We start from the raw sequence: 18,143 nt of genomic DNA, 5'->3' as shown, positions 1-18,143 counted from the left end.
GCTCCTTGTTAGTTTGAGCTTACAAATGCATCTGAGTAAAAGTGTTTGACAGGCAACCCGGCGGCCGTCAACGCGTCCCGGGCAGAGTGAATCATGTCTTCCGAACCGCAGGCATACACCACCGCGTCAGCAAGGTCGATACCGTCTTCGAGCAGTGCTTTTTGTACATAGCCGGTGCGACCGGCCCATGCGTCGCTTGCCCGAGACAATACCGGAATGAATTCGGCGTTCAAGCCTTCGAGCGGTGGCGTCCAATAGATGTCGCCGGGAGTGCGCCCGCCCCAGTAGATGTAGATCTTCTTGCCAGCGGCCTGCTCGGGGTTGCCCAGCAGTTGCTCGAGCATGGCCTTTACGGGCGCGATGCCGGTGCCAGTGGCAAGGAATACCAGGGTGCTGGCGTCTTTGTCGCGCAGGCAGAAGGTGCCCAGTGGTCCTTCCAGCCGCAGTAGATCGTTATGCTTGGCACTGCCGAACCAGTACTTCGACATCATGCCTTGCTCGACCTCGCGGATCTGCAGTTCGAGCTTGCCGTCCTCGCGTTGGGCGTTGGCGATGGAGTAACTGCGACGCAGGCCACCTTCACCGATCACGTCCAGGTACTGGCCCGCCAGGTAGGTGAGCTTGCCGGTAGGCGGCACGCGCAGCACAACCTCGACCACGTTGTCGGCCAGATGAGTGATGCTGTCGATGCGGCAGGGTACGGTCTTGACCACGATATCGCCGAGGGCACCGAGGTCTTCGGCGTCGATTTCCACCTCGGTTATGGCGTGGCGGCAGCAGGTGAGGATCATCCCGGCTGCACGTTCTTCGGCGGTCAGTGAAGTTTCGCCCTTGAAGGCTTCGGTTTCACCGCTCATCACAGTGGTCTTGCACACACCACAGCGGCCGGTGCGGCAGCTGTATTCGAGGGTGATGCCTGCCGCCTTGGCACTGTCTAGCAGAGAGGTGCCTGGCTCGGAACTGAAGGTCTTCCCATTTTGAAGTTTTACTGACGCCATGAAGGTTACCGGGTTCAAAATTACTGAGGGCTGAGGAAGTAGCTATCCACCTGCGGCCGTGACAAAAATTCTTCGACCATATACTTCAAGATGGCCAAGCGTTGAAGAGACTGTGAAACGCAATACAGAAAGACTGGCCTGTCAGGGCAGAGGCTGCGGCAACGCTTCCCAACTTGCTTTGGGTGAGGGAGTCTACCACCGAGCCAAGGAATTCAGTGCTGGAATTGCCGGGCGGTGAGCGGCTGAGGCTTTTTCGGACAGGACAATACCCAGTGCGATGCTCGGGTATGCGGAGTGTGCGAGGCGTTCGGAGGTGAACATGCAGGCAATCGAGCTGCACGTAACGCCTTGGCCATTTGGAGGAAATCCATTGATCACGCTGAGTTGCTTATCCATGCAGTGGGCTAGAGCGCGTTCGTCACGTTCGCGCGTTCAGGGGCAAGCATGATAACGAAGGTGTCGATGGCGTGCATTATTCGTTGCATTCAGGTGCGAGGCGGGGGGAGCGAGTCATGCCTTCTGCCGGATGGCCGGCCAGATCACTTGCCCGTTGTAATGACCTGCCTAGGTTCCAGAAGCCACAGCGTGTTGAGGCTGTTCATGCTGGTAACGGCGTAGTGGGCCAACATTCGATCTTCATCCAGTTTGACCAGGGTTTGCGAGTTAGGACCCACCCCAAGATAGATGCATTTGAGCTGTGGACTGAGCGCAGCTGACTGCAGTTTGTCGAAATCCGATTTCAGCAGTGTTTCAATGAGGCCTGGCCCGGGGAGGGGAGACGCGGTGTTGAGCTCGGCGTGATAGATGGCTTGACGCTGGGCCAAGATCAGACAGTTACGGCCATGGTCGGTGGCATGCAGAAATTCCAGCTCATTGGCGACGGTTTTGTCCTTGGGAGTGCCAAGGTTGTTCAGATTGACGATACCTGTCTGTATTAGACCCTTTCCCGAAGAGGCCAGCGTGACGGCTCCGAGGCTTGCAAGGAATATAAAGGGGAGGGCGAGCGACAGAAACACCGGTGCAATTAAGCGTTGGCTGACCGCCGCCAACAACTGATCACACAATATGGCCGCCACGATCAACGCCGGCCAGAGCACCATCAGGAGACAAAAAATGTGGGAACGGCCCTGGTAATAAGTAAAGAGCCCAACGCCCAGCAGCGATGTACAGAACAGGATGTCATAGACCGGCCTTGTGCTGCCTCGTCTCCAACCTGCGAGTGCGGCAATCATGCCTGCCGCATACACGGCAATCACCACTTGCCAAGGGTGTGGCGACAACGGCAGCGGCAGCATCATGAAGCCCGCCCCGTAGAACAGTTTTTGTGAACTGAGTGCTTCCATGATGCCAAGCGGCGTTCCTGCCTTGGTTCTCAAGGCCGCCAACAGCAGCGCAATAGTCACAATGGCAGCGCTGGTAAACACCAGAGCGGGCACTATCGCCTTGAACTTGTCAGAAGCGCTGAACCAGGACTTGACGGCGAGCGCTGCACCTACGGAAATCAGCACAGGAATACCAGAGTCCAGGTTCCAGAAAATCGAGATCCCGGCGGCAACGCCAAGTAGCCCCTCTTGCAGACGAGTAGGGCGGTTGCTATAGCGGGTAAACAGCCACAGGGTAAAGGCGGGGCAGATAAAGCGGATGGGGTAGTACTGCAGGTAAATCTCTTCGGTGTAGCCGTTCAGGTAAAGGAACAGGCCGGTGGACACGAGAATACATAGAAATGCTGTCAGGCGGAGCAGCGGGTTTTGCACATGCATGTGCATGATGAACGCAATAGCGAGGAGGCCTATCACCTGCAGGGTGATAAAAAAGCTGCTGACTGTAAATACGCTGAGTCCGATCGCTTTGAACAGGGGGGCGATGAGTTCAGGGAACAAGCCATATTGCGAGGGCAAGTCTGCCAGCAATGTTTTGCCGGCCACCACCTGGCTTAACGCGTAGGTAGCGGCGTCGTAACTGACCGACCAGGTGTTGGACACGGTGACCGTAGTTGCAGAAGCCAGGCGATAAGGGAAGACCTGCAGCAACAACGCGGCAATGCAGGCCATGCTCATCCACAGCATCAACGATGATTGCCGGTTCGCACGACTTAACCAACTACTCGCCACCGTCCCCCCTGTGAGCAAAGCTGCTCCAAGCAATATCGTGACCTCGCTGATGCCTGAGACGCTGCTGGGGAAGAACATGACTTCTGCAAAGTCCGAAGCCATAAACGGAAGCACCATGACCATGATTGACAGAACAATCGCTGGCAAATTGAGCCGAGGGCTGAGGCGGACGCTCTTGAGCACCTTGGCCAGTACGACCAAAGCGATGGGGGTAAGTGCGGCGAGGATGACGAACACCAGTCTTTCTATCGGTTCCGGGTTCAGTTGGCTGGGCGTTTCCACCCTGGGCTGGGCGAAGACCGGAACGTATGGATTGCTGCCCAGGTGAAAGTGCAGCGCAAGCATGCTGATACCGGCCGCGAGGATGATTACGCCTGCAATTACTGCGAGTAGGGCTGCTAATTGGCCACTGACGGTATCTTGGGTTGATGGAACGTGGGGAAGCAGCCTTGCCATACTGGGAGCATCCATCGCGGGTCGAATGGCTGGCATTCAACCACAGGCTTGGTGGCGGGTCATCTTTGGAGGGGCAGAATCGCGACGCGAGTAAAAAGTCGAGACTGTGAATAATAATGCACAGCCCCGTTATTCACTCAGTCGAATACTTCGGCGTTCGCAAGTGCCACACCCAGTTGGTCCTTGCCGGACAAGCTGGGCGTGAAATCGATTGGCCACTCGATGCCAATTTCGGGGTCATCCCAGGCGATGCAACGCTCGCTGTGAGGCGAGTAGAGTTCGGTCGTCTTGTACAGGAATTCGGCCGTTTCACTCAGGGTGACAAAGCCATGGGCAAAACCTGGCGGAATCCACAGTTGTTGCTTGTTGTCGCCAGACAGCACCGCGCCGATCCATTTGCCGAACGTTGTGGATGAGCGACGGATGTCCACCGCCACATCGAAAACTTCGCCCTGAACCACACGCACCAACTTGCCTTGCGCGTGTGGTGCCAACTGATAGTGCAGGCCGCGCAGCACGCCTTTGGCAGAGCGCGAATGATTGTCCTGTACGAAGTTTGGCTGCAGGCCGGTGACTTCACTGAAGATGGGGGCGTTAAAGCTTTCGTAGAAAAAACCGCGGTCATCGCCGAAGACGGTTGGGGTGAACAGGATGACTTCGGGGATGGCCAGAGGTAATGCTTTCATCAGAACACTTTCTCTTTAAGCAGATTTTTCAGGTACAGCCCATAACCGTTCTTGAGCAAAGGCTGAGCGAGGCGTTCGAGCTGTTCGGCATCGATCCAGCCGGCGCGATAGCAGATCTCTTCGGGGCAGGCGACCTTGAGGCCCTGGCGGCGTTCCATGGTGGCGATGTATTGGCTGGCGTCCAGCAAGCTGTCATGGGTGCCTGTATCCAGCCATGCATAGCCGCGGCCCATGATTTCTACCTGCAGTTGCTCTTGTTGCAGGTAAAGGTTGTTGAGATCGGTAATCTCCAGCTCGCCACGGGCAGAGGGCTTCAAGCCTCGGGCCAGATCCACTACCTGGTTGTCGTAGAAGTACAGCCCGGTAACCGCGTAGTTGGACTTCGGAACCTTCGGCTTTTCTTCGAGGGACAGGACACGGCCGGTGTCATCGAACTCGGCCACGCCGTAGCGCTCAGGATCCTGGACGTGATAAGCGAACACCGAGGCGCCCGTCTCACGCTGGCCAGCATTGAGCAGCAACGACTGGAAGTCATGGCCATAGAAGATGTTGTCGCCCAGCACCAGGGCCGACGTGTCGTTGCCAATAAAATCGGCACCGATGGTAAATGCCTGTGCCAGTCCGTCCGGACTTGGTTGCACAGCATAGGTAAGGTTAAGGCCCCACTGACTGCCATCACCCAGCAGTTGTTCAAAGCGTGGCGTGTCCTGCGGGGTGGAGATGATCAGAATGTCCCGAATCCCGGCCAGCAGCAGCGTGCTGAGCGGGTAATAGATCATCGGCTTGTCATACACCGGCAACAACTGCTTTGAAACCGACAGTGTGGCGGGGTGAAGGCGTGTGCCCGAACCGCCAGCCAGAATAATTCCTTTACGAGCCATGGGAGTCCCTATTTACAGAATTTCATCCAACATACGTTGCACGCCTTGCTGCCAAAGCGGCATCTTCAATTTGAAAGTGCTTTCAAGTTTACCTAGATGCAGGCGCGAATTGCGTGGCCGTGGCGCGGGTACTGGATAAGCCTCAGTGCTGATCGCACCCACTTGCTCGGCAGCAACCTTCAGCGCAACACCCTTATGGCTTGCATAGGCGAGCACGAACTGGGCAAACCCATGCCAGCTGGTTTCGCCTGCTGCCGCCAAGTGATAAGTGCCGGTCAAGTCCTCAGCGCCGTTTTCGCCGCTGACCTGGCGCAGAATATGTGCGGTCACATCAGCAATCAGGTCCGCACCCGTGGGCGCGCCAAACTGGTCCGCCACCACGTTCAACGCATCACGCTCCGCAGCCAGTCGCAGCATGGTCTTGGCAAAGTTTTGGCCGCGCGCAGCATACACCCAGCTGGTGCGCAGCACTACGGCGCGGGCACCGCTCGCCTCGATGGCGTGCTCACCATTGAGCTTGGTGCGGCCATACACCGATAATGGTCCCGTAGCGCTTTCTTCCAGCCAGCGTGACTGGCCACTGCCATCGAAAACGTAATCGGTAGAGTAGTGGATCAACCATGCATCCAGTGCTGCCGCCTCACGTGCCAGGACACCAGGTGCTTCGGCATTGATACGCGTGGCCAGGGCCTGGTCGCTCTCGGCCTTGTCCACTGCCGTATAGGCCGCCGCATTGACGATGACGTCAGGAGCCAGCTGGCGCACAGTGGCAGCCAGGCCATCAAGGTTGGCCAAGTCGCCGCACAAGCCATCGCCGCCCTGGCGATCCAGTGCAATCACTTCGCCGAGGGGGGCCAGTGCGCGTTGCAGCTCCCAACCTACCTGACCGTTTTTGCCCAGCAGCAGTATCTTCACGCTTTGCTCGCTCCGTAGTGTTGCGCTACCCAGTCACGGTAACTGCCGTCCATGACACCCTTCACCCACTCCTGGTTGGCCAGGTACCAGGCGACGGTCTTGCGGATACCGGTATCGAATGTTTCCGCAGGCTTCCAACCGAGCTCGCGTTCAATCTTGCGGGCATCGATCGCGTAACGACGATCATGGCCCGGGCGGTCAGTCACGTAGGTGATCAGCTCGGCATAGTTTTCAACTGGCTTTCCAGTCGTCTGGTTGATCACCTGGCGATCAGCAGCAGGAGCCAGCTCATCAAGCAGCGCGCAGAGCGTTTTGACGATGTCAATATTGGCCTTCTCGTTCCAGCCACCGATATTGTAGGTCTCGCCGAACGCGCCAGCTTCCAGAACGCGACGAATGCCCGAGCAGTGGTCTTCGACATACAGCCAGTCGCGGATCTGCTGGCCGTCGCCGTAAACAGGCAGCGCCTTGCCGGCCAGGGCGTTGACGATGATCAGTGGGATCAACTTTTCCGGGAAGTGGAACGGGCCGTAATTGTTTGAGCAATTGGTGGTGAGCACCGGCATGCCGTAGGTATGGAAGTAAGAGCGTACCAGATGGTCACTGGCAGCCTTGCTCGCCGAGTATGGGCTATTGGGCGCGTAGGGCGTGGTTTCGGTGAAGGCCGGGTCGTTCGGGGCCAGGGTGCCGTAGACCTCGTCGGTGGAGACGTGGAGGAAGCGGAAGGCTTCTTTTTCGGCACCTTCGAGGCTGTTCCAGTGTGCCCGTGCGGCTTCCAGGAGGCGGAAGGTACCGACTACGTTCGTTTCGACGAATGCTTCGGGGCCGGTAATAGAGCGGTCGACGTGAGACTCGGCAGCGAAATGCACCACTGCGCGGGGGCGGTATTCGGCAAACAGGTCGGCCAACAGATCTGCATCGCAAATGTTGCCTTGGATGAAATGATGCTGTGCGTTGCCTTTCAGCGATTGCAGGTTGGCGAGGTTGCCGGCGTAGGTCAGTGCGTCGAGATTAACAACGGGCTCTTCGCTTCCAGCGCACCACTTGAGAACGAAATTCGAGCCGATGAAGCCGGCTCCTCCTGTGACTAAGATCATGGGGCATCCTTGGGGTTAACAGTGGTTCAGGTTAGGCGCCTACGCGGAGCCGGCAGCCTCGCGGACATTGTAATGCGCTATTGCTTTGGAGACTACTATTATGATCTTGGTTAAGCGGTGTTGTATCAATATGCTGAGTGGGCAAAGTCGAATTGATAGTGAGTCTGATTGTTTAGATTGCGCAATGACTTAGCGTGGTGTGGCTGAAGCAATGCATTGTTGTGAAGGTTGGGCGGGGATGATTTTTAGTGTAGGTATCATGTTAAGTAGGGTATAAAAATGAGGCATAATTTGTGCATCGCGAAAGGTTAGTTATAAGCTTGCAATATTTTGGCATAGGCTCTATCTTGTGTGGGGTGTGATTGTGAATTGTTGTGTGTTACGCGCGGGGTGTGCGTCGCAGTTAGTTGGATAGTGCAAGGGGGGTAGTCATGGCGTTGACAATTTTAGATAAAGGCACAGGTAATTGTGTTGAGATAGATCCGGGTGTGGAGGAAAGCTCGACGGCTCGGATTGTCTTCAAAGGAAATGGGAATTTCTTGAGGATTGAGCGGGGTTGCGTACTGACCTCTGCCTCAGTGGTGGTGGGCAGCGGGTGCACAGTGCATCTTGGGGCGGACTCAAAGCTGGCAAGTATTGATATCTATTGCGCTGATGACTGTCGGGTGGAAGTGGGGAAAAGGGTCTCTTGTACTTGGAAATCCAGGCTGTATGCGCATGAACCATCAAAAATTGTCATTGGGGACAGATGCTTGATAGCTAATGAAGTAAGTATTATGACAAGCGATATGCACAGTATTGTTGACGTGGCGACAGGAGGGCGGATCAATCCGGCTGAAGATGTCATAATAGGGGAGCATGTTTGGTTGGCGTCTTCGGTGAAGGTCATGAAGGGCTCGATAATTGGCAATGACACGGTAATTGGAGCTGCCTCTGTGGTTACCAAAGTCATACCAGAAAATTGCGTAGCCGTGGGAGTGCCTGCAGCCGTCGTGAGAACAGGTGTGAATTGGAATATTGCGCTAATATGAAGTTTATTCGGTCAATTCAGCGTGCGGTGGTCGAAGCGATTGGCTGGTCATGAGGTGTTCATGTTTGATGCTAAGCATAGTTTGACAAAAAATAATGATTTTATTTTCAAGTGGTTCTTGGACTCAGTCAGGCTGTTGGCGGTAAATCAGGAAAAGATAAAAATACTCATTGAGGGATGGGTGCTCGGCAATGAGGAGCATGACGTTGTTGCTTTAAGTGTAAAAGATGGCCAGCGCATGCATGAGGTCAAGCTCAGTGTTTCCCGGCGGGATGTGCTCAAGAAGCACCGTGAACCCAGCGAAATCGAAGGCTTAACTCAACCCTATTGCGGATTTAAATCTGAGTTAGAGGTTGCTAGTGCATCGCTTGAGTTAGGGGTGGTGATAGGCGGGGCGTTTGTTAGTGCAGCGCGTCTGGATATAGTAACTCCCGATGTCATTATCGGTGATTCTGGTTGGGTCTTTCTCGATAAGGATACCAACGGGAGTGTGGCGCAGTTTCAGGGCGTCAAGCAAGTGTCTAAGGACTGGGACAGTGGTTGGGCTAACTATTTTTCAGCCGTCGATTCTTATCTTCGTGGGCGGTGTAGTTATACGTTTCTGTTGGCACCTTCTAAAGAGGAGGTCATGACGGAGGAGTACCCCTTCGCTAGAGCACGTAGAACGCTGGTTGATAGATGGCTCTCGTCGCACGGTGAGTTTATAACTTGGCCTCTGGGCCAACTGCGTGCCCATAAATATCTTTGTTACGATGCAGCAGAAACTCACTGGACCGATCATGGCGCAAACTTGGCGTTATCAAGTGCATTGCTGGCGATGGGGGAGGACAAGTTGGCCGGTGTGAAGCCTAGCTACGAAGTCGTCACGATGAGAGGGGATCTGGGGGACAAGGTTTCCCCTGTCGTTAAGTCGGTGCGGCTTAAGACGCTAGCATCACAAACGTCAGAACTGGTGAGTAATAACAATATTGTTAATCATGGCAATGTGAAGCGTTATGAAAATTCAAGCGCTGAAACAAAGAAGAAATTACTTGTTTTTGGTGGTAGCTCGAGTAATTACATGTTGACCCATGCCGCAAATCTGTTTGAGGAAGTAATGTTCGTACATACGACAGGTGGTGTGGACAAAGGCGTCGTTGAGGATTTTTGCCCTGATATTGTTGTTTTGCAAACCAATCAGCGTTTCATTGTGTCGCCGCCAGCTCCTTTCATTGATGTGAGTGTTTATGCAAAAAAAACAGCGGCGAAAAAATAACATAAAGTTTCGATATTAGTTAATGGGGGGGCAGGGGTTTCACGTTATAGGGTTTAAGCATGGTAATGGGTTTGCTTCGGCCCATCAGGGGTGGAAGTATAACTGTCGACAGGGCAGTGCGGCGAGCATGTCGCCCTGTCGATAGCGTGTTAGCTTGTTAGAAAGTTAATGGCTTTTTTGGGTTTCCATGGCGAGGTATTCGCTATAGGTGCTCGGGTAGGTAGTATATTTTTTATTTGGCAGTGTGCCCCCTCGTTGCATACTCTTCAATCCCTCGTCGATAAGCAAGTGCAGCAAGTCGAGTGTAGGTGTCGCTCGATCGTATACCGTCCCGAACTTGCTAGTCTCCACGCGCTCGGCTGTGGCGCCGATATTTGAAACGACAGGCCAAAGACCAAATCGAAGAGCGTGACTCAATGTATACGAGAAGGTTTCTGGGCAATTGCTTGGAAAGAACGACAGGTGTGGTCGGTTCGAGGCCAGTAGCGAATAAAGCTCTTCGTCTTTATATTTTCCAAGAATTCTGACGTTTTTGAGCCCTAGTAGGCGGTGATCGTCCATTGTGTGCCCAGCTACTATAAATTCAATGGGCAGGTTTCTGAAGGCTGCTTCGCGGGCGCAATCCGCCAGCGTATAATAGCCTTTGATGTCACTAATCCCTCCGATAAGCGCCACCTTTATAACGCCTGAAGGGGAGGCGGGAGGCAATGCCTCTATTTTATGATACGGAGAACACTCGGGTGCAGCATGAGGGACGACTTTGTAATTCCCAGGCATGCCGAAGCGCATCATTCGATCTCTGACGTCGCTAGCGCCGGTCAAAATGATATCGGCCTTGGCGAAGAGTGTCTTGAAGTTACTTCGATAGGCGGAAAAGTCTTCATCGCTCGTCAAGAAGTGCTTGAGGCCCGGGTGAGGCTCATAAAGCTTCATGCAGCTTGTGCATTCTTGAGTGGTCGACTCAGTACAGTATTTATTCCCGCCTGGGCACAGCGTTGCGTGCGGTACTGCCCATGAGTAATCATGTACGGTTACCGAGTAAGAATATTCTTCAATCATCCAATCAAAAAGGCGGGCAGGGACGCCATATGGAGAGTGAATATGAGCTTGTGTAAGCCTGAGTGATTTTAGGTCTTTCATCAAGCAGGTTGTTTCAGTCGCCAGGTAGTGCTCTTGATGCTCTTTGACAAAGAATCCGTTCTGATCAAGTCCTGTCAGGTCGAAATTCAATGTGGAAGAGCCATCGGCATTAAACTTTAGCAGGATGGGAGCGAAGTTTTCTTGCTTGTTTAATTTTGCCATATCTTGCAAATACTGCTCTGTGCCACCGCCGAAGCCATGACAAAGGTGCAAGATTCTGTTGCCTGGTAGCAAGTCGCAGATGACTGACAAGTTCAGGCTTCTACGGATTTCCCGGCCCGGGTCTGCAGTAATGAATCGCTGAATTAATCCATCATAAAATGGATAGATTTCCGATATCTTTCTAGCACTTTCCTTCACGCGTTCGAGCTTTTCATCGCCGAATGAAACATTGCCTCGGTGAACGACAAACGTGTCGCCCAGCATGGTATGACGCCATCCCAGCGCAGTCGCTTTAAGGCAGAAATCTACTTCCTCGCCGTAACCTCTTCCCCATTTAGCCGCGTCAAAGTAGCCAACTTCATTGAGGCATTCGCGTCGAATATACATGCAGAAGCCGATCGCGACTGGAATGTCAATGATCTTCTTGCTGTTAATAGTGGAGGCTTTTTTGTCGACGTGTAGAGCGAAATCAATGTCCGATATATTCAATGACTTGCACATGTATGGGGCGGTGCAAATTTCGGCGTTATTGGACAGCGGCGTGATCGTGCCGATTCTATTATCAAGTTCAGCCGCCGCACACATCCGATCAATCCAGAAGTCCTGCACCACGGTATCCGCATTCAGCAGAATGACATCTTTTGCCCCTGCAATACTGAAACCGATGTTCACCGCTTCAGAAAAACCGCCATTTGAAGTGCGGTGGATAATCATGAAGTCATTCAGATTGCGCGACTCAAGCGTTCTCAGATAGTTGCTGATAAGAGGGTCGGGAGTGCAGTCATTGATGAGTACGAATCTTGCTTTTTTGTTGTTCTTTGCCGTCAGTACACTTTCTATGCATTCGATTGTCTCGGCTGCACCGCCGTAGATTGGGATAATAATATCTATGGAGTCTTTGCAGGTCTTATCCTCGCGCTGAGGCATGAGCTCTACCGTAAATGAGCTCGAGTCTTTCTGCTGGGCGATAGTGCGAGACAGGAGTGTTTTCAATAGAGCCAGGTTTTCGGAAGTCGCCGTCTTGGATATCTCATAGGCAAGATTTGTCAGTGACTCATACGGCGTGGAAATATAAACATTTGCGATGCTTATATTCGTGTCGAGGTCTTTGATCGTGTAGATGGCTTGATTGCTTGCTGCATCTTGCGTAATGGCAAAAGAGAAGCCGCACTGTTCATGGAGGGTCGCGTGAACTTCGTGAACATCAGGTCTGTCAATATCCGACTTCGTTGTGTCAATCAATACGCCTTCTTGGAAGAGGCCAAGCCTTAGTGCGTGATCGTTGTCCTCTCTAAAGCTCCAGCCGCTGATGCCATGAAGCGAGGCGGAATCTAGATGAATTTTATATTGTGGGTGTGACAGGTGTGCCACATCACTGCGAACAAGTGAATCTGAGCTTTTTATTACAATGGCGTAAACTTTCGGTTTGCCGTCCGAGAGGCGTTCCGGGATTTTCCATGAGCAGATTGCCGCCTCATCAGTACCTGCTTGATCTTCAGGTTTTTTAAATATTACATGAGTTTCAAAGGATCCGTTGACATGCAGCTCCGCCGAAATTTCATTGCCCGGCCAATCGAGCAGTTGGGCGGTGAGGTAACCTTTCTCAATGCGGGGTGAGGTTATACTGACTTTGCGCGAGAGGTCGATCTTCAACGGCGAGCCTGGGAGGGGTTGGCCAGCCACCCGTGCGTCAATGTTAAAGCAGAGGTTGGTTATAGCTAAGGCGGGTATGCCAAGTTTAAAGCCCGAGAGTATTTGGGAGGGCTTAAGTGCTGTAAGGTCCGGTCGAGCTGATTTGGCTTCGCACGCGGCTGCGAGGTGATCGTCCACGTAGAGCTCGACTCTGGTTTTACCCTTCTCTCTAACGTCAATAGCCCAACCGTGAGCGATCAGCTTGTCATCGATGCAGTCCAGATTTCCAAATATTTTGTTCAGTGTCAGCCAGGATTTAATTTCTTGGGTGCTGGGTGTGTGCAGTGCGCTGATCAGCCGTGCATCGCCATCCAGTTCAAACTTCAGTTCGAGCTCAGTGCCGTTGTCCGTTCCAGAGATGGCCTTGGCCAGAAGCGCTGAGTCCCACTCAATATGAAATCCACAGTAAACATCTTGCTTTACGATTGTACTGATGTCTTTGCGAAGAATCGAAGTGTTGGTCGATCCAATCAGCTGGTTATTCAAAAATGCGTTGACTTTGTGAGGGGTCGTGATGCTGGAAGTATCAATTAGCCAGCCGGATGCACCTGATGCGCGAATGTCATCAACTGCCCCGAAAAGACCAGATTTATTGGCCTTAATGTTGTGACTGATCATAAGTAAAGCTCATCCCTGTAAGTGTTTTTAGCTTTGCCGTATCTCAGCGTTAAGCCGTGAAATTTGAGTGTGTGGTAGCACCGCCATCGCTAAAATCTCAGGTGCGTTTACGGGACACCGGGCAGCTTCAGGCGGAGCGACTGCAAATAGGGTTTTATGGGGTTTCTTGTAGTGGTTTATTGTGCCTAACTCGTTTTGCTCGTGCGGGCATTGCCAGCCCCCCGTACGGCCCTGAAAGATAGTCGAGACTGAGGGCGGGGCTATAGAAGGGATCTGACTGGCCGCGTGAAGTCCATTTCGCAATAAAGTTATCTTGCTCGCGCTTGGCTCTCGACCGTTTTTCAGATGTCTCATCTTTTCCGCGGCTGGCGGATTCGGCGTGTATCAAGACGGCGTGAGCAGTCCAGATGAGCTTCATCCCCTTATGTTGTACGCGTAAGCACAGGTCTACATCATTGAACGCTACAGGGAATGCACATTCATCCAGGCCCGCCACAGAATCAAAAACCGATTTATGCATCAATAGGCAGGCCGCAGTAATGGCGCTTTGCTGTCGGGTAAGCTGATTTGTTCCTAGATATCCAGCATCTCGATGGTCAAGGTGGTTGCCGGTGTGTGCCGCCAGCCCGTTTACGCCAACGACCACGCCGCCATGTTGAACCATACGATTTGGCCATAGCAGTTTAGCGCCGACCGCACCTACGCATGGGCGCAACGCTTGAGCCACCATTTCTTTGAGCCAGCCGCTTTCGATGATTTCGATATCATTATTGACCAAACCAATCAGTTCGCCTGTGGCAACGCTGACCGCTCGGTTGTTGATAGTCGAGTAGTTGAACGGGTAGGGGTGGCGCAGTATATGGACACCCCGTTCTTTTATATCGTCGAAGTAAGCCAACGTTTCGGGGTCGCTGGACTGGTTATCAACAACGATAATTTCCAGGTTAGGGTAATCGGTGTCGTTCAGCAGTCCCTCAATGCACGCGTGCAGCAATGTGTAGTGATCTCGCGTAGGCACAATGAGGCTGACGCGAGGTAACTGCTCCGGTAATGGCCAGTGTGCCCTGAATAGTGCAGGATAATCCGGCACTTTGCTTACTGTTGCGCCGGGCGCTAAGCGCTCGCACAGCCATTCCACAGCCTGCTGCCTTTGCAGCGAATACTCCGCCTGTTCAGGGCTGGCTGGCAAATGCCCGGACCGATGGTAAAGCACGTGCGGCAAGTGAGCCACGCTTGCATTGGTTTCATGCGTGGCCAGTGCAACGCCCACCACCAAATGATCCCAATTTACAGCGGTGTGCTGCGTATGCTGTTCCAGGCGTTCGAGCGCTTGCTTAATTATGCTTGCGCTGAAGATTGCTCCGGGTGTGAATAGGTCTGCGCCAATGAACAAGTCGATGTCCCACACCGGTTTGAACCATGGATGGGTTCGTTCAGTTTGCGGGCCATCGTGGTCGCAGTCCGCATAAGCCCAGGCACTGCCATCGTCGAGTAATGCGCTGAGGTATGGCAGTGTCATTGGAGCCAGGCGGTCACCTGCGCACAGGGGCAGGATACGGTCGCAACCGGCTTCGAGCAGCTGGGCGATAGCCGGCGCCAGATCGTCCGGCGACGCGGTAAGCTGTTCATGCACGTTCTCACTGAAAGCGCTAAAGCTCGAGAGGCTAGTTTGCTCCAGTAGCGAATCCCCCTCGCTGATCAACAACAGGCCGAGCTTTCCTTGCAGTGGCGGGCAGTAATCTCCTTTCACTTGCTGGAATGCCTCGAACCATTGCGGGTAATTTTGCCAGCCTGCGCTCTTGGGCAGGCGTAGAGCCTGCTCCTTGGCTACTTCAGTGAGCAAAGCCAGGGTTTCTGGTTCTTGCTTAGAGCCCAATTGCGCTAGCAGTCCTTCTGCGCCCTCTGGCCAGCAACAAAGGCGAATTGGGCTACCGGGAAGTGGTCGTCCGAGGTCATTTACAACGTCGAGGACATGGACTTTACCGTCGCTGAGCTCCCAGGGCAGGTCAATGTTAAAGCCATGGTCACTGGTGGCGCGGTACGCCAGTGCCTGGTGATGGGCATCGCAGATGGTCTGGCTGATTACTCTATTGCCTTCGCGAACGGTTACCTCCACATGGCGATGGGGGGCCAGTGGGTCCCAACACCAGCCCCCGATCCGCAGGCCACCTGTATGCCATACCTGCGAGGTAACGGAGGTGCTGTCCTGGCTAGGTGCGGCGGGCAGTATGATCTGGCCACCAAGCACGACTGCCTGATTAGCGATTTGTGCGCTGATCACACGGGCCTCGTCTAACCAGCTCTGCCGCAACTGCACGGCAAAACCATGGAACTGATCACCCGTCGGCGACTGCGGTTCAAATTGGTCGGCGCGAGCTAAGGCCACACTTGCTCCATCGATAAACACTTCGACTACCGGGCGTAGTTCTGGTTGTGCAGTATCCACGGCCCAGCCATGTAACACGTCACCCTGCAGCCCCAGGATGGCGCCGCTGAAAGAGGAGAGCGCGACGGGTTGGTGGCCCGCCTGCGGTTTGTCCATGAGGTGTTGAGTCATTGGTCCAGGCTCAGTGAAAAAGGCAAAGAGGAGAGAGCTATCGCGCCTGCTTCGGTAGCCAGCAGGCTCGGACTGGCATATAGCGCCAATTTCAGTTCATTGGCCAACATGGGGGCAAACCAGTCAGCACCCACAGGGTCAGCAAGGCTGGCGACGCCGTCACACCCAGCAGACTGCGCGAGCTCGTCAAGGCTGAAGTCATGAAGCTTGGGCAAAAAATGCACCGCGCCAGTTATCGTTAGCGCTTTCAGCCAGGGGGTATCTTCCGTTACCAGTAACCGTATCGGCAGCTGACTTCGAGTAATCTCCCTGGCTACGTGTAACCAACGCTGGGCAATGGCAGGGTCTTGAAGCGTGTCGCCGATCATCAGAGCGCGCGGGGCCTTGGCGGCTGGTGCGGTGCATTTGGATACTGTTTGGACATGCACCTTTGCTTCTGGCAATGCGCTGGCATAGGTCTGGCGAAGTAGCTTCCAGGGTAGTTGGATGCTCGCTGCTTCATAGGAGAAGCGCTGCCAGTCGAAGCCGATATTCTTGCTTAGCAGGCTGTCGTCACGGCAAACAATGTTGTAAGGAATTCCCAGCTGCGCGGGCAGATCGCAGAGCAGGGTCGGGCAGCGTGCAAGTCGATCGAAAGCCAGCGTTTGCAGTGGCATTTTCCGCAGGCACTCGACCAGTTGGCTGTAATCTCTCGGCAGTTCAAACTCTAAATACAGCGCAAGGGGTTGTAGCGGGGCTTCGAGCGAGACCCAGGTTCGACTACTTTCCCAATGGTAAGTAAGGCTGAAGGCTGCATCGCGACAAGTACCGTCATGGATGTACAAGATGCGATCTGTTTTCTCCGGCCAACGAGCGCTGGGCTCGGCTAGTGCCTTGTCACTCAGTTGGGCAAGGCGAGCGCGCTGCAGGGCTTGCCGGGCCAGCTTGATCGGATCGCGCAGGCAAAAGGCGTTGTAGCGCGCCGAGGCGTCCGGGTAACGTTGGCGCAGGATGGCGTTGTTGTGCGCCACGCGCATGACCTTTTCGGCGCCGAACGAGATCCCTCCCTGGTGTGCCACGAACACATTTGGCGCGCCCATGTGACGCCAGCCCAGGCCGCGGGCTCGCAGGCACCAGTCGGTCTCTTCTCCGTAGCCGCGTGACAGGTGCACTTCGTCCAGGTAGCCCACTTCATCCAGCGCGGCGCGCTTGATGTACAGGCAGAAACCACAGCCGGTCTCGATCTCAATCGGCGGGCTGTCGACTTGCCGGGCCAGCTCATCGAGCTCGCCCTGCTGTTTGGCGCTGGGCATGGCATGACAGACTTGGCTGCGCGGGAAGCTCATCAGCTCGCCATTATTGGTGAAGGGCGTTACCGAGGCGATGTGGCTTTCGCTGTAAGCGACTTTGCGCAGGCGGTCGAGCCAAGCACCGTGTACTCGAGTGTCGGAATTCAGCCAGACCACATCCTTGTTCGGGCTCAGGGCCATGGCACGGTTCATGGTGCGGATGAAGCCGAGGTTCACGGCATTGCGCACCAGGGTGATCTTGCCTTTGGCAGCCAGCAGCGTCAGGGCTTTGGCGAGCTTGGGCTGCGGTGTCGCATCGTCGATCACCACCAGGCGGTGCGCCGTGCGGTTGAGCTTGCGTGCCTCAAGTGCCCTGTTGATGCATTCGAGGGTTTCATCCAGCCCGTCGTACACCGGGATCAGCACATCGACCGGTTGCAGTTCGCCGCCACCCCCGGCTGGCGGCGGGGGCACGAAGGCCGGCATTGCGTACACCGGGCTGCCCAGCAGCGCGCTGCCATCGGCGAAGCGCACGTGCACCTTTGGTGTCGGGTTGGGCACGCTGATGCGGATGCCGCCGTGGGTGGCGGGCAGGCCAGCTGCGGTGAGCAGCGGGTGTGGGGCGCTGGCGAGGGTATCGGCCTTGCCGCCGTTGGCCTCAAGCTGCAGTGCCGCCGGTGCCTGCGGGTTGCGCAGGTCGATGGCCCAACCATGGATTTCACGGCGCGCTTCCACGTAGCGCATCACACCGACCGTGCCGGGTGCATCGGGCTGTGCGGCGAGCAATTTGAGAACCAGTGCCAACTCGTTGCCGGCAGTGATCTCGGGCAGGTGAGCGAGGATCATGCGGCGCAGTTCGGCAGGCGTTTGCGTTTCGCTGCGGGCTTGCCAGAGGGTCATGCGCAGCGCCGGTTCATTGGGCTGTCTGCGCCAGGCGGAGGTCAGGTATTTACAGGCGAGGGCGCCGTGCCCCTGGGCCAGCAAGCTGCGGCCGATCAGGGCGTGGATGTCAGCGCGGTCTGGCAATGCCTTGGCCGCATTGCTGAAAAATAAAAAGGCCAGCTCGGGCGCCTGCGGCAGGGCCGCAATGCCTTTCCACACCAATGCTTCTGGCCGGTACTCGGCGGTTTGCATGGCACGCTCGAGCGCAGCAGCCGCAAGGCCCTGCTCGTTGGCTTGGCGATGGCGGTGGAAAATGTCCATGAGCGTTTCTCGCCCATGGTCGAGGAGTCTGGACATAAGCTTGGCTTGACTACAAAAAATAAAAAGAGGGGCGA

Annotated in this window: 11 protein-coding genes; 2 read left to right on the top strand and 9 right to left on the bottom strand. The window is 54.8% G+C overall.

The features are described from left to right. Positions 1-8: 8 nt before the first annotated feature. From ACZ6YA_RS08530 to rfbB, 6 genes are all read right to left on the bottom strand, one after another. Positions 9-998, bottom strand: a complete 990-nt coding sequence (locus tag ACZ6YA_RS08530; RefSeq protein WP_465896667.1) for an FAD-binding oxidoreductase — start codon at positions 996-998, stop codon at positions 9-11. Positions 999-1,537: 539 nt separating this feature from the next. Continuing rightward, on the bottom strand, positions 1,538-3,565 hold the full coding sequence (locus tag ACZ6YA_RS08525) for a hypothetical protein (protein WP_465896666.1): 2,028 nt from the start codon (positions 3,563-3,565) through the stop codon (positions 1,538-1,540). Positions 3,566-3,702: 137 nt separating this feature from the next. Then, positions 3,703-4,251, bottom strand: a complete 549-nt coding sequence (gene rfbC, locus ACZ6YA_RS08520) for a dTDP-4-dehydrorhamnose 3,5-epimerase (protein ID WP_465896665.1) — start codon at positions 4,249-4,251, stop codon at positions 3,703-3,705. Then, positions 4,251-5,132, bottom strand: a complete 882-nt coding sequence (gene rfbA, locus ACZ6YA_RS08515; protein WP_465896664.1) for a glucose-1-phosphate thymidylyltransferase RfbA — start codon at positions 5,130-5,132, stop codon at positions 4,251-4,253. The genes rfbC and rfbA overlap by 1 nt, the downstream gene beginning before the upstream one ends. Positions 5,133-5,144: 12 nt before the next feature. Then, positions 5,145-6,047, bottom strand: a complete 903-nt coding sequence (gene rfbD / locus ACZ6YA_RS08510) for a dTDP-4-dehydrorhamnose reductase (RefSeq protein WP_465896663.1) — start codon at positions 6,045-6,047, stop codon at positions 5,145-5,147. Then, positions 6,044-7,144 carry a dTDP-glucose 4,6-dehydratase gene (gene rfbB / locus ACZ6YA_RS08505; protein WP_465896662.1) on the bottom strand — a complete coding sequence of 367 codons (1,101 nt, stop codon included), beginning with the start codon at positions 7,142-7,144 and terminating at the stop codon, positions 6,044-6,046. The genes rfbD and rfbB overlap by 4 nt, the downstream gene beginning before the upstream one ends. Positions 7,145-7,575: 431 nt before the next feature. Here rfbB and ACZ6YA_RS08500 point away from each other — a divergent pair, with 431 nt between their 5' ends. Both ACZ6YA_RS08500 and ACZ6YA_RS08495 read left to right on the top strand, forming a co-directional pair. Continuing rightward, complete coding sequence (locus ACZ6YA_RS08500; protein ID WP_465896661.1) at positions 7,576-8,175, top strand: acyltransferase; 600 nt, start codon at positions 7,576-7,578, stop codon at positions 8,173-8,175. 60 nt (positions 8,176-8,235) lie between these two features. After that, entirely contained in the window at positions 8,236-9,429 is a 1,194-nt protein-coding gene (locus ACZ6YA_RS08495; protein ID WP_465896660.1) for an alginate O-acetyltransferase AlgX-related protein, read from the top strand. Positions 9,430-9,594: 165 nt separating this feature from the next. On the opposite strand, the gene ACZ6YA_RS08490 is transcribed toward ACZ6YA_RS08495, so the two are convergent. The 3 genes from ACZ6YA_RS08490 to ACZ6YA_RS08480 form a co-directional block, all read right to left on the bottom strand. Beyond that, complete coding sequence (locus ACZ6YA_RS08490) at positions 9,595-13,041, bottom strand: glycosyltransferase (protein WP_465896659.1); 3,447 nt, start codon at positions 13,039-13,041, stop codon at positions 9,595-9,597. A 154-nt stretch (positions 13,042-13,195) separates the two neighbouring features. Continuing rightward, positions 13,196-15,598 carry a glycosyltransferase family 2 protein gene (locus ACZ6YA_RS08485; RefSeq protein ID WP_465896658.1) on the bottom strand — a complete coding sequence of 801 codons (2,403 nt, stop codon included), beginning with the start codon at positions 15,596-15,598 and terminating at the stop codon, positions 13,196-13,198. After that, positions 15,595-18,069 carry a glycosyltransferase gene (locus ACZ6YA_RS08480; RefSeq protein WP_465896657.1) on the bottom strand — a complete coding sequence of 825 codons (2,475 nt, stop codon included), beginning with the start codon at positions 18,067-18,069 and terminating at the stop codon, positions 15,595-15,597. The genes ACZ6YA_RS08485 and ACZ6YA_RS08480 overlap by 4 nt, the downstream gene beginning before the upstream one ends. Positions 18,070-18,143 lie beyond the last annotated feature (74 nt).

This window comes from Pseudomonas sp. NPDC090752 (assembly GCF_055584805.1).
Note: the sequence above shows the minus strand (reverse complement) of the source record. Positions and strands in the feature narration are given on the sequence as shown.